The organism is Candidatus Woesearchaeota archaeon B3_Woes, assembly GCA_005222965.1.
Taxonomy (GTDB): Archaea; Nanobdellota; Nanobdellia; order Woesearchaeales; family B3-WOES; genus B3-WOES.
Genome location: NJBG01000001.1, coordinates 951243 through 973081, shown reverse-complemented (window position 1 = coordinate 973081; position 21839 = coordinate 951243). Strand labels below are relative to the sequence as shown.

23 protein-coding genes and 1 tRNA gene are annotated in these 21839 nt (G+C 30.6%); 12 read left to right on the top strand and 12 right to left on the bottom strand.

Annotated features, from left to right (window positions below; all coding sequences use genetic code 11):
- Positions 1-33: 33 nt before the first annotated feature.
- Positions 34-606, top strand: coding sequence for a DNA-binding protein (locus CEE44_05240; protein TKJ17896.1), 573 nt, complete (start codon positions 34-36; stop codon positions 604-606).
- An 8-nt stretch (positions 607-614) separates the two neighbouring features.
- A complete protein-coding gene (locus tag CEE44_05235) occupies positions 615-1229 on the top strand; it encodes a hypothetical protein (GenBank protein ID TKJ17895.1) in 615 nt (204 codons plus the stop codon).
- Here the strand turns inward: CEE44_05235 and CEE44_05230 are convergent.
- The 3 genes from CEE44_05230 to CEE44_05220 all read right to left on the bottom strand — a co-directional run bounded on the left by CEE44_05230 (position 1216) and on the right by CEE44_05220 (position 4746).
- Complete coding sequence (locus CEE44_05230; protein TKJ17894.1) at positions 1216-3285, bottom strand: methionine--tRNA ligase; 2070 nt, start codon at positions 3283-3285, stop codon at positions 1216-1218. The two genes, CEE44_05235 and CEE44_05230, sit on opposite strands and share 14 nt — an antisense overlap.
- Positions 3286-3326: 41 nt before the next feature.
- Positions 3327-4178 (bottom strand): hypothetical protein, encoded by an 852-nt coding sequence (locus tag CEE44_05225; protein TKJ17893.1) that lies wholly within the window; start codon positions 4176-4178, stop codon positions 3327-3329.
- A gap of 115 nt (positions 4179-4293) precedes the next feature.
- A complete protein-coding gene (locus CEE44_05220) occupies positions 4294-4746 on the bottom strand; it encodes a hypothetical protein (GenBank protein ID TKJ17892.1) in 453 nt (150 codons plus the stop codon).
- Between the two features lie 31 nt (positions 4747-4777).
- On the opposite strand from CEE44_05220, the gene grpE reads away from it, so the two are divergent.
- The 7 genes from grpE to CEE44_05185 are packed head-to-tail and all read left to right on the top strand — an operon-like array spanning position 4778 to position 10055.
- Positions 4778-5293 (top strand): nucleotide exchange factor GrpE, encoded by a 516-nt coding sequence (gene grpE, locus CEE44_05215; GenBank protein ID TKJ17891.1) that lies wholly within the window; start codon positions 4778-4780, stop codon positions 5291-5293.
- Positions 5259-5804 carry a hypothetical protein gene (locus CEE44_05210; protein ID TKJ17890.1) on the top strand — a complete coding sequence of 182 codons (546 nt, stop codon included), beginning with the start codon at positions 5259-5261 and terminating at the stop codon, positions 5802-5804. The genes grpE and CEE44_05210 overlap by 35 nt, the downstream gene beginning before the upstream one ends.
- 13 nt (positions 5805-5817) lie before the next feature.
- The gene (locus CEE44_05205) at positions 5818-6171 is read left to right on the top strand and encodes a hypothetical protein (protein TKJ17889.1); all 354 of its coding nucleotides are present in this window, start codon (positions 5818-5820) and stop codon (positions 6169-6171) included.
- Position 6172: 1 nt separating this feature from the next.
- On the top strand, positions 6173-6496 hold the full coding sequence (locus CEE44_05200) for a hypothetical protein (protein ID TKJ17888.1): 324 nt from the start codon (positions 6173-6175) through the stop codon (positions 6494-6496).
- Positions 6486-8387: a molecular chaperone DnaK gene (locus CEE44_05195; protein ID TKJ17887.1), complete on the top strand. Its 1902-nt coding sequence runs from the start codon at positions 6486-6488 to the stop codon at positions 8385-8387. The genes CEE44_05200 and CEE44_05195 overlap by 11 nt, the downstream gene beginning before the upstream one ends.
- Positions 8388-8409: 22 nt before the next feature.
- Positions 8410-9495 carry a molecular chaperone DnaJ gene (gene dnaJ / locus CEE44_05190; protein TKJ17886.1) on the top strand — a complete coding sequence of 362 codons (1086 nt, stop codon included), beginning with the start codon at positions 8410-8412 and terminating at the stop codon, positions 9493-9495.
- On the top strand, positions 9492-10055 hold the full coding sequence (locus CEE44_05185; protein ID TKJ17885.1) for a hypothetical protein: 564 nt from the start codon (positions 9492-9494) through the stop codon (positions 10053-10055). Before dnaJ ends, CEE44_05185 begins: the two co-directional genes overlap by 4 nt.
- Positions 10056-10127: 72 nt before the next feature.
- On the opposite strand, the gene CEE44_05180 is transcribed toward CEE44_05185, so the two are convergent.
- The 7 genes from CEE44_05180 to gyrB all read right to left on the bottom strand — a co-directional run bounded on the left by CEE44_05180 (position 10128) and on the right by gyrB (position 16012).
- Positions 10128-11132: a hypothetical protein gene (locus tag CEE44_05180; GenBank protein TKJ17884.1), complete on the bottom strand. Its 1005-nt coding sequence runs from the start codon at positions 11130-11132 to the stop codon at positions 10128-10130.
- Positions 11133-11134: 2 nt separating this feature from the next.
- Positions 11135-12226 (bottom strand): hypothetical protein, encoded by a 1092-nt coding sequence (locus CEE44_05175; GenBank protein ID TKJ17883.1) that lies wholly within the window; start codon positions 12224-12226, stop codon positions 11135-11137.
- A 201-nt stretch (positions 12227-12427) separates the two neighbouring features.
- Positions 12428-13003, bottom strand: coding sequence for a Kae1-associated kinase Bud32 (locus CEE44_05170; GenBank protein TKJ17882.1), 576 nt, complete (start codon positions 13001-13003; stop codon positions 12428-12430).
- 32 nt (positions 13004-13035) lie between these two features.
- Positions 13036-13108 (bottom strand) — tRNA-Gln (locus CEE44_05165).
- A 48-nt stretch (positions 13109-13156) separates the two neighbouring features.
- Positions 13157-13339: a 4Fe-4S ferredoxin gene (locus CEE44_05160; protein TKJ17881.1), complete on the bottom strand. Its 183-nt coding sequence runs from the start codon at positions 13337-13339 to the stop codon at positions 13157-13159.
- Complete coding sequence (locus CEE44_05155) at positions 13320-14060, bottom strand: hypothetical protein (GenBank protein TKJ17880.1); 741 nt, start codon at positions 14058-14060, stop codon at positions 13320-13322. Before CEE44_05155 ends, CEE44_05160 begins: the two co-directional genes overlap by 20 nt.
- A gap of 56 nt (positions 14061-14116) precedes the next feature.
- Positions 14117-16012, bottom strand: coding sequence for a DNA topoisomerase (ATP-hydrolyzing) subunit B (gene gyrB / locus CEE44_05150; GenBank protein TKJ17879.1), 1896 nt, complete (start codon positions 16010-16012; stop codon positions 14117-14119).
- Positions 16013-16296: 284 nt separating this feature from the next.
- On the opposite strand from gyrB, the gene CEE44_05145 reads away from it, so the two are divergent.
- A complete protein-coding gene (locus CEE44_05145) occupies positions 16297-18009 on the top strand; it encodes a sodium:proton exchanger (protein TKJ17878.1) in 1713 nt (570 codons plus the stop codon).
- A gap of 28 nt (positions 18010-18037) precedes the next feature.
- On the opposite strand, the gene CEE44_05140 is transcribed toward CEE44_05145, so the two are convergent.
- Both CEE44_05140 and CEE44_05135 read right to left on the bottom strand, forming a co-directional pair.
- On the bottom strand, positions 18038-18715 hold the full coding sequence (locus CEE44_05140) for a pseudouridine synthase (GenBank protein ID TKJ17877.1): 678 nt from the start codon (positions 18713-18715) through the stop codon (positions 18038-18040).
- Between the two features lie 70 nt (positions 18716-18785).
- Entirely contained in the window at positions 18786-19262 is a 477-nt protein-coding gene (locus CEE44_05135; GenBank protein TKJ17876.1) for a hypothetical protein, read from the bottom strand.
- A 203-nt stretch (positions 19263-19465) separates the two neighbouring features.
- Here CEE44_05135 and rbcL point away from each other — a divergent pair, with 203 nt between their 5' ends.
- On the top strand, positions 19466-20725 hold the full coding sequence (gene rbcL / locus CEE44_05130) for a type III ribulose-bisphosphate carboxylase (GenBank protein ID TKJ17875.1): 1260 nt from the start codon (positions 19466-19468) through the stop codon (positions 20723-20725).
- An 84-nt stretch (positions 20726-20809) separates the two neighbouring features.
- Entirely contained in the window at positions 20810-21838 is a 1029-nt protein-coding gene (locus tag CEE44_05125; protein TKJ17874.1) for a hypothetical protein, read from the top strand.
- Position 21839: the final 1 nt, after the last annotated feature.

The window sequence follows — 21839 nt, the reverse complement described above, 5'->3', positions numbered from 1 at the left end:
GGTGGTTACGCCCAGAATTGGGTTGTATTGAAAATGATGCCAAAAGAAGAAGTAGCTATTGTACTGGATTTTTTACCTAATGGTTATCCATTTGACAAAACTCCTTCGTACAAAAAGAATGCAATTGTACAGGTGTTGGGTAAAAATCAATTGGTTTTGTTAGAGTTAGTTCCAAAAAAAGGAGTAACATTACAACCAAATGAAGAGGTTTATATTGGTGAAGGTAAAAGAGACAAGATTCATCATATAACTGGAAGATTAGATATGGACAAATTAACTGCTACGGGATCATCTGTATTAAAAGACGTTATTAAAAATGTTGTTCATAAACATCCTGAGAAATTTATAGAATTTTTTAACAAGGCTCAGCCATTAACAACCAGAATGCATCAATTAGAATTATTGCCTGGTGTTGGGAAAAAACATATGTGGGAAATAATAGATGCAAGAGATGAAAAGTCTTTTGAAAGTTTTGATGATATAAAGAAAAGAGTAAAATTAATGCCTGATCCTGAAAAAGCAATAATCAGGAGGATCGTGTCTGAGCTTAGTGGACAGGAAAAGCACAGATTGTTTGCTGCTGGTGTTGCTAATCAAGAAGTATAATTCTTAAAATGTTAAAAAAAGCACTAAAACCTGGTTTTAATATTTCTGAGAGAGAAATAAAAGATTTGAGTAGAGCATGGATTATTTTATCTCTGGCTTTTGCAATTGTTTTTCAAGGGTTTTCTTTGAGTATTGATTTTTTATTGGCGTGGGTCGTCTCTTTACTGACAGTAGGTACTGCTTTTATATTTCATGAGTTAGGACATAAAATAGTAGCTCAGAAATATGGCTGCTTTGCTGAGTTTAGAAGTTTTGATAAAATGCTTGGATTTGCTTTACTTATGTCTTTTTTTGGTTTTGTTTTTGCTGCTCCTGGTGCTGTAATGATTTCCGGACCAGTTGGAATAAAAAGAAATGGAAAAATATCAGCATGGGGTCCTGGAACAAATATCATTCTGGCAATAATCTTCTTGTATATTAATTCTATGTCTATTGGAAATGCTGTGGGTGTTATTTCGTATTATGGTTTTGTTGTTAATTCCTGGCTGGCTTTATTTAATCTATTGCCTTTCCCAATGTTTGATGGTAAGAAGATTCTTAAGTGGAATAAAACTGTCTATGGTTTGATGATTTTTGTATCTTTTGTATTGATGGGTTTACAAGGAACACTTAGCGTACCCTAGAACCATCTTTTATATCACATGAAATTTCTTTTAGAACTTGATTATTAGCTAAAATTTTCTTGTTTTTTACAATTATTTTAATTTTTAAGAATTCGTCAAAATTTATTTGTTTTTTGCAGGAGGATATTTCGTCTCCTGGTGAAGAGTTTTCAGCATTAACTAAAACAACATTGTTATTATCATCTCCTCCTGCTAATAACATGCCTTTGCTTTCAACCCCTCTTAGTTTTGCTGGTTCTAGATTAGTAACTACAACTATATTTCTTCCTTTTAATTCCTCTTTTTTGTAGTATGGTTTTAGGCCAGCTACTAATTGGCGCTTTTCTTTTCCTAAATCTACTTGTAAAACATATAATTTATCTGCATCTGGATGGTCTTCTATTTCTAAAACTTTTCCAATTTTAAGATCTAGGGGAAGTTCAGAATTTTTTCCTTGGAATCTTTCTTTGAATTCTTTTACTTCTTTATCTTCAAGTTTTTTAAACAATAACTCTCCTTTATTTAGCTTATGGTCTTGTTTGATTGTTGTTTTTCCTAATTCTTTCCATTTTTGTGGTTTGATATTTAATTGTTTAAATATTGATTCAGATGTTTTTGGTAGGAATGGTTGTATTAAGATTGCCAAATCTTTAACAACATTTGCTAAAGTGAATAAAGCGTCTTGATCTTTTGTTTTCCATGGTTCTTTTTCCTGGAAAAATTGATTTCCAACTTTAGAAACATTCATTATTTGCTTTAGACCATCTTTTAGTTTAATATTATCAAGAGATTTTCCAATTTGAGAATATTCTTTTTCAAGTTTTGAGACAAGCTTTTTGTCAATTTTTCCTTTAGGGACTTTTCCATTAAAAAATTTGTTTATGAAAATGATTGTTCTGTTAACTAAATTTCCTATGTTTGCGACTAGTTCATTGTTTATTTTGCTTTGGAAATCTTCCCAAGTAAATATTGTATCAGATGTTTCTGGTCTGTTAATTAGGATATAATATCTAAAAGCATCTGCACAGATTCCTGTTTCAATTGCATCATCTCCAAAGACACCTTCTCCTCTTGATTTTGAGAATTTTCCTGTTTCGTAGTTAAGATATTCATTAACATTTATCTCATTCAATAAAGTATAGTTGTCTTTTGCACCAATCAAAAAGGCAGGAAATAAGATTGTATGGAATGGTATATTGTCTTTGCCCATGAACTGGACTAGTTTTGTTTTATCAGGAGAATGCCATAAATCATGCCAGTCTTTTTTTGTTTCTTTTGTTATTCCGATATAACCAATTGGTGCGTCAAACCAAGAGTAAAAAACTTTATTTTCATAGCCTTTTTTAGGAACTTTAATTCCCCATTTTAAATCTCGAGTTATGCATCTCTCTTTTAGGCCTTCTTTTAACCAGGCATTTGTCATTGTTCTTGCATTATCAGACCATTTGTCTTGTATTTTAGAAATCCATTTTTTTAGTTCTGGTTCTATTCTAGGAAGATCAATAAACAAATGATTTGTATCTTTTATAATTGGTTTTTGATTGCATACCTTGCATTTTGGTTTTTTTAGTTCTGTGGCGTTTAATAATTTTCCACAGTTTTCACATTGATCTCCTCTTGCTTCTTCATAATCGCAAAAAGGGCATGTTCCTTCTACATATCTGTCTGATAGAAATTTGTCGCATTTTTTACAGAATGGTTGTTTTAGTACATTTTCAATAATAAAATTATTTTTATCTAATTTTTTGAATATATCAACTGCAACTTCTTTGTTGTCTTCTGATGATGTTCTTCCAAAACAATCAAAATCACAGTTAAACCATTCATATATGTTTTTATGAATCTTAAAATATTTATCAACTAGTTGTCTTGGTGTTAGTCCTTCTTCTAAGGCTTTAACTTCTGCTGTTGTTCCGTGTTCATCTGTACCGCAGACATATATGGCATCTTCTCCTTTTGATTTAAGGTATCTGGTGAATACATCTGCAGAAATAACACAAACAGTAGTACCTAGATGAGGTACATTATTTACATAAGGTAGTGCGCTTGTTATAATTGTTCTTTTGAATTTAGTCACCTTAGTATAGAATTAGGATTTATGTTTAAATAGGTTTCTATTTACTTTGTTATAAGCTCTCTTATATATGGTGCAATACGCATTTCAATTGTTCCTTCTTGATCAATCTCTCTTGCTAATGGCAACACATATTGTTCAGAGGTTTCACAAAACCTTTGTTGACGTTGTTCTGCTGTCATTCCATTATTTGGTCTCATATATTGTTTTGTTAATAAATTTGCAATATTATCAGCAACTCTTGCGTGGTTAAAAAAATCTATGTTTGGGTACATAGTTTTAAATTCTTCAAGTTGTTGATATAATATTCTATCTATTTCTTTTGATTCTATTTTGGAGTATGTCTGATTTAATGAATTCAATTCTTCACGAATGGCTTTTATATCGTAAGTTTGTTCAATTATCTCATCTATTTTTTGTGTAATATCCATAAGTCGAGAATCAGGGGGTTTTGATAGAGCCAATACTCCAAGAAGAACACTACTCCCAAAATTTCTATTAATTTGGTCTATAATATTTAATCTCCTTTTTTTGTTTTGATGATAGGGGATGTTTTTCTCTTCACTATCTTCTATAAGGTCATGACTAAGTCCTGTTATTACAGCATCATCCCCTAAACCCCAATATGCTAGAATATAACCAACATGATAATCATGGCTAACAGCTGGATGCCCGCTGTCTCTGTATTTTCTAAAATGATGTAGATTTGAGAAGTGTACGCTTTTTTTTATTTTATCTATGTCTAATTCAGGATTTGCATCCATGAGGATATTAACAATTTCTTTGAGAAATTGTGTTTGATGTTTATGCTGGTTTCTTGAAATATTAATAGAGAGATTACTAATTCCATTTATGTCTTCTTCTAAAGTTCGTCTTAATTGTCTTTGTGATGGCATTTATTCTATCTCCTATCGCCTTTTTTATTGAATTAAAAGAGAAATTACTGCTCTTTGAAATGGAGAAAAAGCAACCATCATTTATAAATTTTTGTATAGAGGTTGGATAAATAGATTATAAACCCATCCATTCGTCTATATCAGAAGCTACTTCTTTTAAGTCTCCTAATGTTCTTTGAATGTCTTTTTCTACTTCAGAAATAAGCATTTTTAGGTTATCTACCCTTAACATGTATTTGTTTTTCTCATTAATAACTAATCCTGCTTCCATCAGCTTGTTTATATGATGTATTACTGTTCCTCTGCTTAATTGAAGATGTGATGCTATTTCGTCTGATGTCAATGGTTTTTTTGATTTTGCGGCTTTTAGTAATTCAAGAAATATTCTAAAACAGCTCTTGTCCTTATCTCTTAGATTAAATAAACCTAATGAAGTACCAAGCCATTGAAGCTCATAGTTAATGTTTCTCTGAACTGGTTTTCTAACATTGACAATAGTAATTTTTTGATGTCTGATTATCATAAAATAGTAATAAACTTTAGTATTTATAAACCTTTTCCGAAACATTTAAATATAACCTGCACTATCTTAGATTAGTATGGTTGATTTTAAATCAACAAGATGTAAAATGAAAGATTCAAAAAAACATGAAACAAAGAAAGAATTGACTGAGACAATTCAAAGATTACAAGCTGATTTTGAAAACTATAAAAAAAGAGTTGAAAGCCAGAATAGTGAAATAAATAAATATGCTAAGGCTGAATTAATAACTAAATTACTAAGTGTTTTAGATAGTTTTGAATTATCATTAAAAAATACAGACAATAAAGAAGAATTCATAAAGGGTGTTGAGCTGATATATTCCCAGCTTTTTCAAACTTTAGAAGATATGGGGTTAAGGAAAATAAATATTGAAGGATGTAGATTTGATCCATACAAACACGAAGTTTTAATAACCCAGGAATCTAATAAAGAAGATGGAGTGATATTAGAAGAGCTCCAGAAAGGATATATGCTAGATGATAAGGTTATAAGGCATACTAAAGTTAAAATTTCAAAAAAAAGTCCAAAAGGCGGGGATGATAAACATGACAAAAGAGCTACCAAATGTTGAAGTAAGCGCAAAAACACCTTTAAAAGATATTTTAGATTTAACAGGAAATTGTCAAAGGTGCAGTCATTGCTGCAAATATAGTTCTGGTTATTTGGTTGAAGACGATGCAAAAAAGATTGCAAAGTTTTTGGGAGTACGTGAGAAAAAATTAAAAAAACAATTTTTAGAAGAAGGTGAGAAATTTAATACAAAGCTGATGAGGCCTAAGCTAATAAAAAAAGATAAAGACAAACCATATGGTGAGTGTGTATTTCATGATGAAAAGCAAGGATGTACAATTCAGGAAGTAAAACCATTGCATTGTAAGGTTGGTAATTGTGACAAACATGGAGAAGCAATCCATCTTTGGTTTACATTGAATTATTTTGTTAATAAAAATGATCCAGAAAGTGTAAGGCAGTGGGCTACCTATCTAAAAACACATCCTACTATACCAGGAGGCAGATTAGAGGAATTAGTTCCTGATAAAAAACTATTAAATAAAATACTAAATTATGAAATATTAAAGTAATTTGGGGGTAAAAATGGAAAAACAAAAAATAAATATGAATATAGGTGATTTAGCACCTGATTTTTTTGCACATGAAGCATCAATTAATTTTAATCCAATGCAGTTTATCTTTGATTTTAAGTGTATAACACCGAGAGTTGATCCAAGATCAAAAGAAAACACTGTAATTAATCTAAAGCATAATATTGTAATGTTTGATGTGTATCATACAAAAAAGTTTTATGAGTTGTTAGGAGAAGTTATTAAAAATTATGAGAAAGAGTTTGGTAAGATAGAAAAGCCAAAACAATTGAAAATCATAGAAAAGAGAAACAAAAAACCAAAGAAAGGTAGTGGAAAAGCGACAACTCCATCTTATTTAGGGTAAAATGGCACAACAAAAACAGAAATACTTTATCAAAGCTGAGAAGATTTTGAAGTATCTGATTACAGATGATGATGAAACAGATACTTTGATTACATGTAAATCAAGTGAGATTGATTTAGTTACATCTGATTATGATGTTTATCAGGCGTTAGCTTCAATAAAAGAATATGATAATTTTAACTTAAATAAGCTCAAAAAACTTTTTGAGGTTGTTGAAATAGTGAGTTATGCTCAAAATATGAAAAAAGGAAAACCAATTTTAAAGGATGAAGATGTTAAAATACTAAGAAAATCGGTTTTGGGGGAAAAAGAAAATGACAAATGATGATAAAAAAGAAAAATCTACAAAAAAAGAGAAGATAATTGGAATTGATTTAGGGACAAGTAATTCTGCTGCAGCTATTTTGCAAGCAGGGAAACCTACAATAATTCCATCTGCAGAAGGAATAACACAGTATGGAAAAGCATTTCCGTCTGTTGTGGCTTTTACTGAAGACAATCAGAAGTTGGTTGGAGAACCTGCAAGAAGACAGGCTGTTTCTAATCCTGAAAGAACAATAACTGCTGCAAAAAGAAAGATTGGTACAAAACATAAATACAAGATTAATGATAAAGAGTATACACCTCAGCAAATATCTGCTTTTCTTTTACAAAAGATAAAGAAAGATGCAGAAGAATTTGTTGGGGAGCCAATAAAAAAGGCAGTTATTACTGTACCTGCTTATTTTGATGATGATCAAAGACAGGCAACAAAAGATGCAGGAACAATTGCTGGATTAGATGTTGTTAGACTAGTAAATGAACCTACTTCTGCTTCTATGGCTTATGGATTAGATAAGTCAGAAAAAGAAATTAAAATATTAGTTTTTGATTTTGGTGGCGGAACATTAGATGTTACAGTAATGGAGTTTGGAGATGGTGTATTTGAGGTTAAATCTACTTCAGGAGATACACAATTAGGTGGAACAGATATGGATAATACCTTAATGAATCATATTATAGAAGAATTCAAGAAAAAAGAAGGTATTGATGTAGGTGATGATCCAACTGCTATGCAGCGTATTAGAGAGGCTGCTGAAAAAGCAAAAATTGAATTGTCAAATACAACTGAAACAGATATTAATCTGCCTTTTGTTGCTGAGAAGGATGGAACACCTAAACATTTAACAATGAAAATTTCAAGAGCTAAATTAGAAAATTTAGTTGGAGATCTTGTTGAAAAATGCAAACATCCTTTAGAACAAGCTTTGAAAGATTCTAAATTAAGTTCAAGTGATATAGACAAGATAATCTTAGTTGGTGGTCCTACAAGAATGCCTATTGTAAAGAAATTTGTAGAAGATTTTGTTGGAAAAAAGGCTGAAAGAGGAGTAGATCCTATGGAGTGTGTTGCTAATGGAGCAGCAATCCAGGCAGGAATACTAGCAGGAGAGGTTAAAGATATCTTATTATTAGATGTTACACCTCTAACTTTAGGTATTGAAACTTTAGGAGGAGTTAGAACAGAACTTATTGCAAGGAATACAACTATTCCATCTAAAAAAAGCCAGACATTTTCAACAGCTGCAGATAATCAGCCAGCAGTAACTATAAATGTTTTACAAGGGGAGCGTCCGATGGCTGCAGATAATAAAAGCTTGGGTAGATTTGATTTAGTAGGAATTCCACCTGCACCAAGAGGTATACCTCAAATAGAGGTTACATTTGATATTGATGCAAATGGAATTATACATGTATCTGCAAAAGATATGGGAACTGGAAAAGAACAAAAAATCCAAATTACAGCATCACAAAAACTAAATGATGAAGATATTGAAAAGATGAAGAAAGATGCAGAAGAGCATGCAGAAGAAGACAAGAAAAGAAAAGAAGAAGTTGAAGTAATTAATCAGGCAGATGCTTTGGTATTTTCTAGTGAAAAGATGTTTAAGGATTTTGAAGGGAAAGTTGATAAAAAAGAATTAGAAGAAGTCAAAGGGAAAATAATGGAATTAAAAGAACTTCTTAAACCTGAGAAGAAAGATTCAGCAGTAATAAAAAAGAAAATGGAAGAAGTTAATGAGATTGTTCAGAAGATGTCAACAGAAATGTATCAGAAAGTTGCTCAGGAACAAGCTGCAAAACAACAGGAAAAGGGAAAAGATGACAAGAAAGATGAGAAAGTAGTTGATGCTGATTACAAAGTAGAAGAAGAAAAAGATAAGAAGAAGAAATAATTTTTTTTCTTTTTAATTTAAAATGACAAAGGATTATTATAAAATATTAGGAGTTAGTAAAAGTGCTACAAAAGATGAGATTAAAAGTGCCTATAAAAAACTAGCTAAGAAATATCATCCTGATGTAAATAAGAGCGATGGTTCTTCTGAAAAATTTAAAGAATTAAATGAGGCTGCTTCTGTATTAGGGGATGATAATAAACGTCAACAGTATGATCAGTTTGGAACAGCTGCAAATGGATTTAATGGTGGTGGTTTTAATCCTAGTGATTTTGCAAATTTTGGTTTTGAAGATATATTGAATCAGTTTTTTGGTGGTGGGAGATCAAGAGGAAGGAGGCGTGAACCTGAAAGCGGAAACAATCTCTTATATGAATTAGAGATTGATTTAGAAGATGCTGCTTTTGGTGCTACAAAAACAATAGTTATTCCAAGGCTTGAAAAATGTGAAAAATGTGATGGAAGTGGAGCTAAATCTAAATCTGATGTTGTAAATTGTCCTGATTGTCATGGAAGTGGTTATGTAAGACAAGAAAGGAGAACGCCTTTTGGTTATTTTTCTCAAACAGCTCATTGTAGAAAGTGTGGAGGAGAAGGTAAATATATTAAAGAAGAGTGTTCTGTTTGTGATGGAACTGGTGTAGTTAAAAAAACAAGAAACATTGATGTAGATATTCCTAAAGGCACTAGTGATGGTTTAAGATTAAGAATTTCTGGAGAAGGAGAAGCTGGCAGAAGAGGAGGACCATCTGGAAATCTTTATGTTGAATTAAATATAAAACCACATAAAATATTTGAAAGAGAGGATGATGATTTAAATCTTGAAGTTCCAATAAGCTTTACTCAGGCTTCGTTAGGTACTGAAATAGAAGTTCCAACTTTAGATGGCAGGGCAAAACTAAAAATTCCTGCTGGAACTCAGACACATACTTTGTTTAGAATGAGAGGAAAAGGAATGCCTCATCTCAATGGTCATGGTCATGGGGATCAAAACATAAGAGTAATTGTTCAGGTTCCTGAGAAATTAACAAAGAAACAAAAGGATTTGTTAAAAGAGTTTGAAAAAACCGATAAGGATAAAAGTTTGTTTAAGAAGGTTTTTAAATGAGTAAATTTGATTTAGTTAAAAAAGAAATTAAAGAAATAATAGTTAAATCTCCTCTTGTTTTTGATCCAATACATTCTGAATTAACATTAAAATGGGTTCTTAAATTAAAACCAGATTCTGATGAAGCATTAAAAATTGCTGCTTTAGCTCATGATATAGAGAGAGCTATCACTGGAATAACTGAAAAAGATTTGAAAGATTATTCAAAAATTCATGAGTTTAAAAAAGAACATGCAATAAGATCTGCAAAAATAACAAGTGATTTAATGAAGAAATATGATTATAACAAAGAAACTGTTGAGAAAGTTAAACGTCTTATCGAAGTTCATGAAGAAGGAGGAAATGAAGAAGAAACTATTTTAATGGAGGCAGATAGTCTTGCATATTTTGATTATAATATTCCTCATTATTTTAAAAGATATGGCATGGAAAGAACAAAAGAGAAAATTCAATTTATGTATAAAAGAATATCTGAGAAAGCAAAGGAATTAGTTAAGCAAATAAAATTTAAGGATAAAAAGATTGAAGAGTTATTTAAAGAAGCTATTTCTGAGATTTAATTTTATTTATGTTTGTATCTACGTTTTTGACAAATTTCCTTCAATTGAACATAAAACTTTGTTTAATAATAGTTAAATACAATCATAATTCTTTTCTCCTCTCCAATAAGATTCTCTTAATGGACAACTATCATAAGGTGTGTTCTGAATTCTTTTTGCTTCTTCGCTGTTCCATATTTCTTTCAGGCTTTGTTGTTTGAAGTTACCAAGAATCTTTTTTGAACCAGTGCATGCATAAGCTTCACCCAATATGTTAACATAAATAGCATAATGGAGTTGCCTGCACCATACGCCGCCCATGTAAGGTAAAGTCAGATTATATTTCAATCCAAACTCTTTGTTGTCAATTTCTCTTGCTTTCTCATACATTTCTTTTGTTTCTTCTTTACTTAACATCCAATCAGTTAATTTTCTTGCTGCTCCAATTGGCATAAGCGGCCTAAACAAGGGGAAAACTTTATTTTTTCTGCACCATCTTAATGAATCATATATCTCCTCCTTGTTTATGTTTGTAATCACTAAATCTCTGCCTAATCTTGTTGGATTTGTTTTGTTAAATCCTTCTTTGATTAAATACTCAATTGCTTTATTTCTTTTTTTAGCGTATCCTTTTACACCTACCATCTGGTCTTCTTTGTTTTCATCAAGAGAATTGCATTTCACTATTAATGAAACATCCATCTTTATAAGTTTCTTTGCTGTGTTTTTATCTATCAAAGAACCGTTTGTAAAAATCATAACCCACATCCCTAATGAATTAGCATATTCTATCATTGGCCAGACATCAGGGTCAGCAAATGGTTCTCCTGCACCTGTAATCTTAATAGTTTTACAGCCAAGCTCTCTTGCCTGTTTTATCAGGTTTAATCTTTTATTAAGATCCAGTTCTTTCTTTAATGCTTCTTTTGTTCCATAAACATCTCTGAAACAATATTTGCAATTGAGATTGCATTTATTGCTTGTTTCAATATCTATTAGAAGCATTTTGTTTTCTAATTCTGCTTTTTTTAATTCCTCATTTGTTAAATTCAATCCATTAATTACAGGGATTTTTTCATTTATTGGTACAGCTGTCATTTTTAAATACCTCCAATATTTCTTAAGCAAAACTCATCTAATGTGGGTCTACTTCCAACTAAACATTTATAAGGCAGGGCTTCTCTCCCATAGGCTGCTGTTTCTATTTGCCACATACCTTGTTCCATGACTCTCCTATTGAATCCTGCTTTCTCTAACCCTTCTTCAAGAGTAAGCTGCTTATTTTCCGGAACAAAGATAATTTTATCTCCTTTTTCTGTTGTGTACCCAAACTGGAGAGGGTCACAATTACTTAACACAAGGAAAGATTGCTTTGCTGACCTAAGAATAAGATCGGCTTCCTCACATGTTTTAGGAGGGTCAACAACTCTATCAAAAAGATTATTCAAAACATAGATTCCTGCTGAATTTCTTTTTAGAGGTAAAGAAGTAACATCTCCTTGCACAAATAACACATTTTCCTTTATGTTTTGTTGCGCTTTTCTTACCATTGTTCCTGAAATATCTAATCCTATATAGAATCTAGAATCAAGAGTTTCCTCTAATTCCAATAAACAATCTCCTGTAGCGCATGCTCCTTCTACAATAATACCCTGTCTTTTACGGTAGTTATTCTTTAGATATGATAGAGCTTCTTCTGGAAGTTTAAAAGTGCCTTTATAAACTTCAATATCGTATCTTGCTGCAATTGCTGCTTGAGTTAGATACGCTTCTGTTTCACTATTAACATCGCATAGTCTTATTATTTTCCCAACAATACCAAATATTTTATCTATTGCTTTTCTTCTATCCTTCACGTTATTTAAGAATAAAGGACTTAGTGCAATTATTTTTGACCAAGTAATGTCTTTATCAGAAATAGTCTCTGCAATATCTTCTATTATTGTGTTATCGGTCAGATTGTCTTTCCATTCAGATCCATTACCTTTTTCAAAAAAATATGGTACTCCGTCTTTAATCTCATATGTTCTTCCACATTCATTACATTGGAATTCTCCTTCTGATATTAAATCAGAGTTACCAATATTCAATCTAAGATCTGCTTTATCTGAAGGACAAACCAGATAGTTTAGAGATTTCTCTAATGTGGCCTTCCTTATTACAGTGAATACAATCAGTACTTTCTTGTACATTACCCTCGCTTTTCATTTTTGTATTTCTCCCTGTTTAGAGTCCAGATGACTTTTAGAAATTTAATAAGAAAATGAATATTTTGATGATGATGAACTATATAGTTAAAACTAGAAAAATCTTTAGCAACAATGAATATAACCAACTCTTGTCATTTGTATCAAATATGTTAATGGATAGGTAATATATAAATTTTTTGTTTTTTATTTATGTTTATATCTTCCTCTTGTTTCAACGAGTTTTAATCTTTCTATAACTTCTTTATTTTTATAGGATTTTAATACTTCTTCAAAACATTCTTTCCAGATTTTATAGTGTTTTGATTCTAATGCTTGTCTTAATAGATGCAGATCAACTGCTTTATCTTCTACTTTATGGCTTTCAAAGCTTAATCCAAAGTCTATAAAATAGATTTGTTTGTTAAAAATAAAATTAGATGTTGTTAGATCTCCGTGAATAATGTTATTTTCATGTAAAATTGCTATTTTTTGGCCTAATTCTTTCATTAATTGTTTGTAGTTTTTTTCTGTTAGGCAATCTCTTAGTGTTTTGCCTTCAATAAACTCCATAATTATTTTATTTTCGTCTGCTTCTATTAGTTTTGGAGTAAATCCTAATGAATTTAGTTTATCTAGAAGTTTTGCTTCTTTTTTTGTTCTTCTTTTTCTTAATCTTTTATCAATTTCTTGAATTCTATAACTCTTTTTAATCCTGTCTTTAATTAGATTAGATTTATCCTGATATAATTTTGCTTCTGCTCCCTGCGCTATTAGTTTCATATTGTTTATATTGTTTTAAGAGTTTATAAATATAGTCCCTGGCAGATTTGAACTGCCGTCAAATGGCCCAGAACCATTTATGCTTGACCACTACACTAAGGGACTGGAGTAGTGTCAAATAAATATATCTTATTTATAAAGATTTAGAAAGAATTAATCTTCAACAGTGATTGCTTTTTCAGGGCACTGAACTTCACAGGCTTTACAACCAATACAATCATCTGGTTTTGCTACAACTGTTTTATCGCCTTTTTTTTCATAAACATCTACAGGACAAACTTCTATGCATGTTCCGCAGTTTGTGCATTTTTTATAATCAATTGTCGGTTTTGGCATTTTTTTCCTCTTTTGGTTTTTCTTTAGGCTTTTCTTCAGGTTTTGCTTCTTTTTTCTCTGCTTTTGTTTCTTCCTTTGGCTTTTCTTCTTTTTTAGGAGTTTTTTCTTCTTGTTTCTGAGCTGGTTTTTCTACTTTGACTTGTTCTTCATCATCATGTTTTTTCTCAGAAATAACTTGTAAATCTCTTATTTCACATTGTCTTAAAGGATATACTTTTCCTAATTTTTTTCTTGTTTCGTTTTGTAATTGATGTGAGAAAAGTTCCTTAAGTAATTCATCATAAGAGATTTTACTAACTTTATCTTTTAGAGTTTCTTGTGTCTGTTTTCTTAATGCTTTTAAAACAGATTTAGATGTTTTGTTTAGTGTTAATAAGAAAGTTTTTAATGTAAGTTTTTTATTGTCGCTTGTTTGTGCTTTAAAGCAATCATCAACTCTTTTTTTATCTTTTCTAACAAGTCTTTTTACAAAAGCTGGTAAAAGAGTAAAACCAATTATTTCAGCTGAAACATTTTCTCCTTTTAGATTATTAATGTGGAATTTGATCTGAATGTTTTGATTTTTTGGATTGTCTGTTAGACTCATCATATTTACTTTTATTTTTCTTCCAAGAAGTAATCTAGGATCAGCCACTAAACTTTCTCCTATGACTTGTTCATGAAATTGTCTAGGTGCTATTATCTGCACAAATTTTTTCTTTTTTGATTTTACGTCTGCCATTTGATATGTTTTGGATAAGTGGGGTATTTAAAAAGGTTTCGGAATTGGCGAGGAAACTATATATCTAAATTAACAACTTCTTTTGCGTGTTGTTCAATAAATTCTCTTCTAGGTAAAACTTCTTCTCCCATTAAAATTGTGAATATTCTATCTGCTTCAACACCATCTTCTAGACTAACCTTCATTAATGTTCTGTGTTCAGGATCCATTGTTGTGTCCCATAATTGCTTTGGATTCATTTCTCCAAGACCTTTATATCGTTGAACTGAAAAATTATCTCCTATTTTTTGCATTGTTTCTTTTAGTTTTTCTTCAGAATATATCCAATAATTCTCCTTTCCTTTTTTAACTTTGTATAATGGAGGCATTGCAATGTGAATATTTCCGTTTTCTATCAAAGGTTTCATATATCTGTAAAAAAATGTTAATAATAGTGTTCTTATATGGGACCCATCAACATCAGCATCTGTCATAATGATTACTTTATGGTATCTTAATTTAGAAACATCAAACTCATCTCCAATTCCAGCTCCTAATGCTGTTATTATTGTTACAATCTCATTTGAGTGTAAAATTTTATCTAATCTTGCTTTTTCTACATTAAGAATTTTTCCTCTCAAAGGTAGGATAGCTTGGAACTCTCTGTTTCTACCTTGTTTTGCTGATCCTCCTGCTGAATCTCCTTCTACAATATATACTTCACATAAAGAAGGGTCTTTATTTGAGCAATCAGATAGTTTTCCAGGCAGGCTATTGTTGTTTAAGGCGCCTTTTCTTCTTGTTAGTTCTTTTGCTTTTCTAGCAGCTTCTCTTGCTTTTGCTGCATTTATTGTTTTTGATATGATTGATTTAGCTATAGCAGGATTTTCTTCTAAGAAATTTGTTAAATTATCATGAACAACACTATCCACAATACCTTTTACTTCAGAATTTCCTAGTTTTGTTTTTGTCTGGCCTTCAAATTGCGGCTCTTTTATTTTGATTGAGATAACTGCTGTTAGGCCTTCCCTAACATCATCTGAACTTAATTTTATATCTCTTATTTTTTGTTTTTCAAGATATTGATTTGTTGTTCTTGTTAGAGCTGTTTTAAAACCACTAAGATGGGTTCCTCCTTCAATCGTGTTAATGTTATTAGCAAAAGCGAAAACATTTTCCTGGTAGCTTTCATTATATTGTAGAGCAACTTCTACACCAATGTCTTCTTTTTCTTTTTTAAAATAGATAATGCCATTTAATGGGTTTTTGTTTTTGTTTAGAAATTCAACAAAGCTTATAATCCCTTCAGTATAACAAAATTCTGCTTTTTTATCTGTTCTTTCGTCGTGTAATTCTATTTTAAGGCCTTTGTTAAGAAATGCTAATTCTCTTAATCTTGAAGCTAAAGTATCAAAGTGAAATTTTGTTTCCTGAAAAATTGAATCGTCTGGGGTAAAGGTGACTTTTGTTCCACTCTTATCTGTATCCCCTATGATTTTCATGTCTGCTAAGGGTTTTCCTAAAGAAAATTCCTGCATATAAATTTTGTTGTCTCTTTTTACTTCTACTCTTATATGCTTTGATAGTGCGTTAACAACAGAAATACCCACACCATGGAGGCCTCCTGAAACTTTGTATGTTTTTTTATCGAACTTTCCTCCTGCATGAAGCTTTGTCATAACTATTTCTAGTGCTGGTTTGTTGAATTTAGGATGAATATCAACAGGAATTCCCCTTCCATTATCAATAACTGTTATAGAATTATCTTTATGGATTTTAACTATTATTTCTGTACAGTGTCCTGCTAAAGCTTCATCTACTGAATTGTCTACTGCTTCATAGACCAGGTGATGCAGACCTGCTAAAGAAATGTCTCCTATATACATTGCTGGACGTTTTCTAACTGCTTCTAGGCCAGCTAATACATGTATAGAATCTGCTTTATATTCTGTTTTTGTTTTTTCTTCTGACATTTTTTGAGTTTTTTATCTAATTTGGCTAATTTTTGAGTATAAAATTAGTAAGATTATAGTATAAAATAGTGTTGCATTCTTTATAAAGCTTTTGGTTGAAAACAAGAGGTAGAAGGCCTGTATCTGCTGTTTTGGGGGTTTTGGTGTCGTCTGGATTACATGGAAAAATAATCTAAGGAACCATTTTAATAAATTATGTGTGAGACATGAAAACATTTAAATAATATGAATTCTAATTATTACTTAATTTTTGATAAGCTTATTGAATAAATAAAAGTTAAAAGATGGAAATATTAATTGAAATAGGAATAATCATTATAATAACTACTCTAATTGCAGGGGTGATGAGGTTGTTAAGACAACCTTTAATAGTGGGCTATATTCTTAGCGGTATAGTAGCAGGACCTTATTTTCTTAATATTATTAGTTCAACTGAAACTATAGATATATTCTCACGTATGGGCATAGCTTTACTTCTTTTTATTGTTGGTTTAAATTTAAGTCCTAAGGTCATAAAAGAAGTAGGTAAGGTTTCTTCAGTTACTGGAATTGGCCAAGTTATATTCACTTCCTTAATTGGTTTTTTTATATGTAAATTGTTTGGTTTCTCTACGACAACGTCAATATATGTTGCTATTGCTTTAGCATTCAGTAGCACTATAATTATTATGAAGCTTTTATCAGACAAAGATGATATTGGGACATTATATGGGAAAATTGCTATAGGTTTTTTAATTGTTCAAGACTTAATTGTAATGCTCATTTTGATGGTTATTTCGTCAATTTCTACTGGATTTGATTTCACTACTTTAATTTTTGAAATAATTTTGAAAGGATTTGGCTTGTTATTAATATTATTTTTAGTTGGTGTTTATATATTGCCAAAAGTAACCAAATTATTTGCGAAATCCCAAGAATTATTATTATTATTTTCAATTAGTTGGTGTTTGGCATTAGCTTCTCTTTTTCATTACTTTAATTTTTCAATGGAAATTGGGGCTTTATTAGCAGGAGTTACATTATCTTTATCTCCTTATCGCTATGAAATTAGCTCTAGAATGCGACCTTTACGTGATTTTTTTATTGTTCTGTTTTTTATATTATTGGGTTCTCAAATGGTTTTTACAAGTATGCATCAGTATATTCCTGCTATACTCGCACTTTCAATATTCATATTGATTGGAAATCCTATAATAGTAATGACATTAATGGGGTTACTTGGGTATACAAGAAGGAATAGTTTCTTAGCTGGATTAACTGTGGCTCAAATCAGCGAATTCTCTTTAATCCTTGTTGCATTAGGAGTTCAAGTAGGTCATCTAACAAATGAAATTTTGTCATTAGTAACAGTCATTGGTTTAATAACTATTGCGGGTTCTAGTTATATGATAATTTATGCAAACAAGATATATCCCTATCTGTCAAAATATTTGAAGATTTTTGAAAAAAGAGGAAGTAAAGTAGATGAACATAAATACCACGAGCGTGACCTCTATGATATTATTCTTTTTGGATGCAATCGGATTGGTTATGATTTAATAGAATCTTTTAAAAAGATAAAAAAGAAATTTTTGGTTATTGACTATAACCCAGAAACAATAAGGGGTCTTGCAAAAGAAAAAATTGATTGCAGATATGGTGATGCCAGCGATCCAGAATTATTAAATGAATTGAGTTTTTCAAAAGCTAAGATGATATATTCAACAATACCTGACTTTGATACAAATCTTTTATTAATTAATAAAATTAGAGAGTCTAATAAAAAAGCGATTATAATTGTTGTTTCTCATCAGATTGATGAGGCTTTAGAATTATATGATAAAGGTGCTACTTATGTAATTATGCCTCACTTTTTAGGAGGAAGTCATGCCTCTACATTGATTGAAAAGTATGGACTAGGTTTTAATAAATTTCTAAAAGAAAAAGTTGCTCATATTGAAAATTTAAGAACTAAGAAAAAGAGAGGACATGAACATCCTAAACATGAAGGGCATTAGATTTCTAAAGTGGTTTGTTCTTCACAAACTAGAACGAAATATTTTTTTCTTGTTTTGTTAATTCTCTATATTCTCCTTGGTCTAGAGTTCCTAGACTTAAATTCCCAATTTTTATTCTTTCTAAAGATTTAACACTATATCCTAATTTTTTAACCATTCTTCTAATGATTCTGTTTCTTCCTTCATGAATTGTAATTTCAACAATATTATCTTTTATTTTTTTTACTTTTGCAGGTGAAGTTTTTCCATCTTCTAAGTCTATTCCTTTCTCAATTTCAATTAGAGAATCTTTAGTTATTGGTTTGTCTAGTTCAACCTGATATGTTTTTTTTATTTCATATCGTGGATGCATAATATTATTTGCAAAATCTCCATCGTTAGTTAAAAGTAATAATCCAGAAGTATAAAAATCCAATCTTCCAATTGGAAAAACTCTTTCTTTGACATTAATATATTTCATAACAGTAGTATGGTTAGGGTCATTAAGTGCTGTTACGCATTTTACTGGTTTATTCAACATTAAATATACTTTTTTTTCTTTATTTACTGTTTTTCCATCAACTGAAATCTTATCCTCTTCTGATGCTTTGTCTCCAATTGTTATTGTTTTATTATTTACTTTTACTTTTCCAGCTATAATTAATTCTTCAGCTTTTCGTCTACTACAATACCCATAGTTACTGAGTAATTTTTGAACTCTTTGCATAAGAATAAAGATAAAGGTTTAGTTTAAAAATATTTTCTATTTGCAAAGCAAAATTGTTTTATCAGGAGAATTATTTATCTCTTACATATTCAATAGCTTTCAATATTAATGCATGTTTTCCTGAATCTCTTAATTCAAAAGCTTTATGAGAAATTAATCTGTAAACTTCGCCCTCTCCAGAACTTAAATCATCCTCAGCATCAATATAGGCTTTTAAACCGCCCATACCATCATCAACATTTTCAGTAATTTCTATTTTATAACCACCCTCTTTTGCTGATGATGTACAAATCATGAGGACATATTGTAGAATAAATTTTTCAATTTTTTCACTTCGTTTACCGCCTTTATTTAGCAACTCAACATGCCTTGTGGGTCTAACTAAATTTGAAAGACAATTTCCAAGGTCATTCTCATAAAGACATTTAGCAGAAGAATATTTCCAAGGTCTTGGATCATTTACTGCAAGTTTAAGAACTTCATATGCTAACTCTGCTTTATCTTCCAATGCTTCAATATCATCTTTAGTTACTCTAATATTTGCCATATTAACTAGTATCTTACAATTAGATATAAATGTTTCTATTATGTATCTTCTATAGAGTAACAAAGATTCTTGCCCTATTCACCAATTTGTCCTTTTTCAATTTAGTATAACATCTATCAAGAGGATAAATAAGTGTTTAATAGTCTTAATTTAGCAACATTTATATAGCTCTTAAATCACTAAAATTAAAAAAGAGGTGAAGAATGCTTAATTATATTGATCTTAAATACAAACCTTCTCTTGATGATGTTATTGTGGAATACTTTGTTGAACCAAATAAGATTTCTGTGAGTGAAGCTGCTGAACAGATTGCAGCTGAATCTTCTATTGGAACATGGACTAGTATTGTAACTATGAGTCCAAAGATTGCTAAAAAATTAAAGCCAACTGTATTTTCAATAAAAGGAAGTTACATAAAAATTGCTTATCCTCCTGAACTTTTTGAATATGATAATATTCCTCAGATACTAAGTGCTGTTGCAGGAAATGTTTTTGGAATGAAACTTCTTAAAAATTTGAGATTAGAAGATATAAGTCTGCCAAAAAAGATTGTTGATAAATATAAAGGGCCTGCTTTTGGGATTCAAGGTGTTAGGAAGATAGTAGGAGTTAAAAATAGACCTTTAGTTGGAACAATTGTAAAACCAAAGGTTGGGTTAAGTGCAAAAGAGCACGCACAAGTAGCTAAACACGCCTGGGTTGGTGGTTGTGATGTTGTAAAAGATGATGAGAATTTAACAGATCAGTCATTTAACAGATTTGAAGACAGGGTTATTCATACAATAGATGCAAGAAACAAGGCAGAGGATATGACTGGTGAAAAAAAGGTTTACATGCCTAATATAACTGCTGAAACTCAAGAGATGATAAAAAGAGCAGAGTTTGTAAAGAAATCTGGTGGAAGATACATTATGATTGATATTTTAACAGCTGGTTGGAGTGCTGTACAAACAATAAGAAACCTTAATTTAGGATTGGTTATTCATGCTCACAGAGCAATGCATGCTGCTTTAACCAGAAATCCTAAACATGGTATTTCAATGCTGACAATTTCTAAATTATCTAGATTAGTTGGTGTTGATCAGCTTCATATAGGAACTGTTGTTGGAAAAATGGAAGGTTCTTCTGCTGAAGTTATGGGATGTGAGATTGAGATTGAGGAAAGAATTGTACAGCCAAATAAAAATATTCATTGTTTAGAGCAAAGATGGTATAATCTAAAACCAACTTTTGCTGTTTGTTCTGGTGGATTACATCCTGGAATGGTTCCTGATTTAATTAAGATGATGGGAAAGAATATAATTATTCAGATGGGTGGAGGGATTCATGGCCATCCTCTGGGAACTTTAAAAGGTGCACAAGCAGCAAGACAGGCTGTTGATGCTGTATTAAAGAAAAAGAGTTTGAAAAAATATGCAATTTCTCATTCAGAATTAAAAAAGGCTTTAGAGAAGTGGAGTTAAATCAATAAAGATACTACTCTAAAGTAGCTTTAATAATAAGGTTTATATATCAGTTCTTTATTACAGGTATTAGGGGATTATAATATGAAAAAATTTATCTTATCAATATTTGTTGTTTTATTGTTTACTATATCTATCAATAGTGTTTTTGCTGTTAATGAAATAGGTGGGCTTGCTATAGTTGATTTGGATGTTGATGTTGGTGGAAATACAGATACTAACCTAGAAAATGATTCAAAGATAGATAAGAATGCAAAACCAGGTGATGTTGTAGAATTTTCAGTTAAATTAGAGAATTTGTTTAACAGTACGGATGAGGAATTTGAAATAGAATCTATTAGAATTGAGATAAGTGTTGAAAATATAGATGATGGTGCTGATATTGAAGCAAGAACAGATAAATTTGCAATTGATGCTGGTGATGAAAAGACAAAAACACTATCAATTACTATTCCTGATATTATTAAGAGTGATATTTATGATATAATATTAACTGTTGAAGGTAAAAACGCAGAAAATAATACAAGATACAACATTTTATGGAATTTGCAGATTGAAGTTGAAAAGAAAAGACATGATGTAAGGTTTGTAGAGTATGAATTTGTGCCTGCTGTGTTAAGTTGTGGTACAACACAAACAATGTTACAAATTAAGATGCGTAATTTTGGTGATAGAAATGAAGATGAGATAGCTTTAGAAGTTAGAAACAGTGATCTTAATATAAATGAGAAATTTACAAATATTAGATTAGGCAAAGATTATGATAAAGATGCTGTATATGAAAAAGATATACAATTAAGTTTTGAAGAACAGTTTGCAGTTGAAGGTGTTTATGAGACAACATTAAATGTATATTTTGATAATGATGAATTGGATGATCAGGTAAAACTTAATTTAGAGATTAAAGAGTGTGAAGATGTTGTTGAAGAAGAAGTTATTGAAAATGAAACAGAAGAAGTTGTTGATGAATCAACAGATGAAGAAGTAGATAATGAAATACCAACAGTAATCATAGAAACTTCAACTAAATCTCCTTATTTTATTCCAATAATCGGACTTTTTATTCTGATTGGAATGATTATGATAGTGAGTGTTATTCTTTTAAAAAAATAGA

Bases quoted from the DNA above. Each gene is read 5' to 3' on its own strand.
- CEE44_05240 (TKJ17896.1), top strand. From the start codon at position 34: ATGATGCCAAAAGAAGAAGTAGCTATTGTACTGGATTTTTTACCTAAT.
- CEE44_05235 (TKJ17895.1), top strand. From the start codon at position 615: ATGTTAAAAAAAGCACTAAAACCTGGTTTTAATATTTCTGAGAGAGAA.
- CEE44_05225 (TKJ17893.1), bottom strand. From the start codon at position 4,178: ATGCCATCACAAAGACAATTAAGACGAACTTTAGAAGAAGACATAAAT.
- CEE44_05220 (TKJ17892.1), bottom strand. From the start codon at position 4,746: ATGTTTCGGAAAAGGTTTATAAATACTAAAGTTTATTACTATTTTATG.
- grpE (TKJ17891.1), top strand. From the start codon at position 4,778: ATGGTTGATTTTAAATCAACAAGATGTAAAATGAAAGATTCAAAAAAA.
- CEE44_05210 (TKJ17890.1), top strand. From the start codon at position 5,259: ATGATAAACATGACAAAAGAGCTACCAAATGTTGAAGTAAGCGCAAAA.
- CEE44_05205 (TKJ17889.1), top strand. From the start codon at position 5,818: ATGGAAAAACAAAAAATAAATATGAATATAGGTGATTTAGCACCTGAT.
- CEE44_05200 (TKJ17888.1), top strand. From the start codon at position 6,173: ATGGCACAACAAAAACAGAAATACTTTATCAAAGCTGAGAAGATTTTG.
- CEE44_05195 (TKJ17887.1), top strand. From the start codon at position 6,486: ATGACAAATGATGATAAAAAAGAAAAATCTACAAAAAAAGAGAAGATA.
- dnaJ (TKJ17886.1), top strand. From the start codon at position 8,410: ATGACAAAGGATTATTATAAAATATTAGGAGTTAGTAAAAGTGCTACA.
- CEE44_05185 (TKJ17885.1), top strand. From the start codon at position 9,492: ATGAGTAAATTTGATTTAGTTAAAAAAGAAATTAAAGAAATAATAGTT.
- CEE44_05180 (TKJ17884.1), bottom strand. From the start codon at position 11,132: ATGACAGCTGTACCAATAAATGAAAAAATCCCTGTAATTAATGGATTG.
- CEE44_05175 (TKJ17883.1), bottom strand. From the start codon at position 12,226: ATGTACAAGAAAGTACTGATTGTATTCACTGTAATAAGGAAGGCCACA.
- CEE44_05170 (TKJ17882.1), bottom strand. From the start codon at position 13,003: ATGAAACTAATAGCGCAGGGAGCAGAAGCAAAATTATATCAGGATAAA.
- CEE44_05160 (TKJ17881.1), bottom strand. From the start codon at position 13,339: ATGCCAAAACCGACAATTGATTATAAAAAATGCACAAACTGCGGAACA.
- CEE44_05155 (TKJ17880.1), bottom strand. From the start codon at position 14,060: ATGGCAGACGTAAAATCAAAAAAGAAAAAATTTGTGCAGATAATAGCA.
- gyrB (TKJ17879.1), bottom strand. From the start codon at position 16,012: ATGTCAGAAGAAAAAACAAAAACAGAATATAAAGCAGATTCTATACAT.
- CEE44_05145 (TKJ17878.1), top strand. From the start codon at position 16,297: ATGGAAATATTAATTGAAATAGGAATAATCATTATAATAACTACTCTA.
- CEE44_05140 (TKJ17877.1), bottom strand. From the start codon at position 18,715: ATGCAAAGAGTTCAAAAATTACTCAGTAACTATGGGTATTGTAGTAGA.
- CEE44_05135 (TKJ17876.1), bottom strand. From the start codon at position 19,262: ATGGCAAATATTAGAGTAACTAAAGATGATATTGAAGCATTGGAAGAT.
- rbcL (TKJ17875.1), top strand. From the start codon at position 19,466: ATGCTTAATTATATTGATCTTAAATACAAACCTTCTCTTGATGATGTT.
- CEE44_05125 (TKJ17874.1), top strand. From the start codon at position 20,810: ATGAAAAAATTTATCTTATCAATATTTGTTGTTTTATTGTTTACTATA.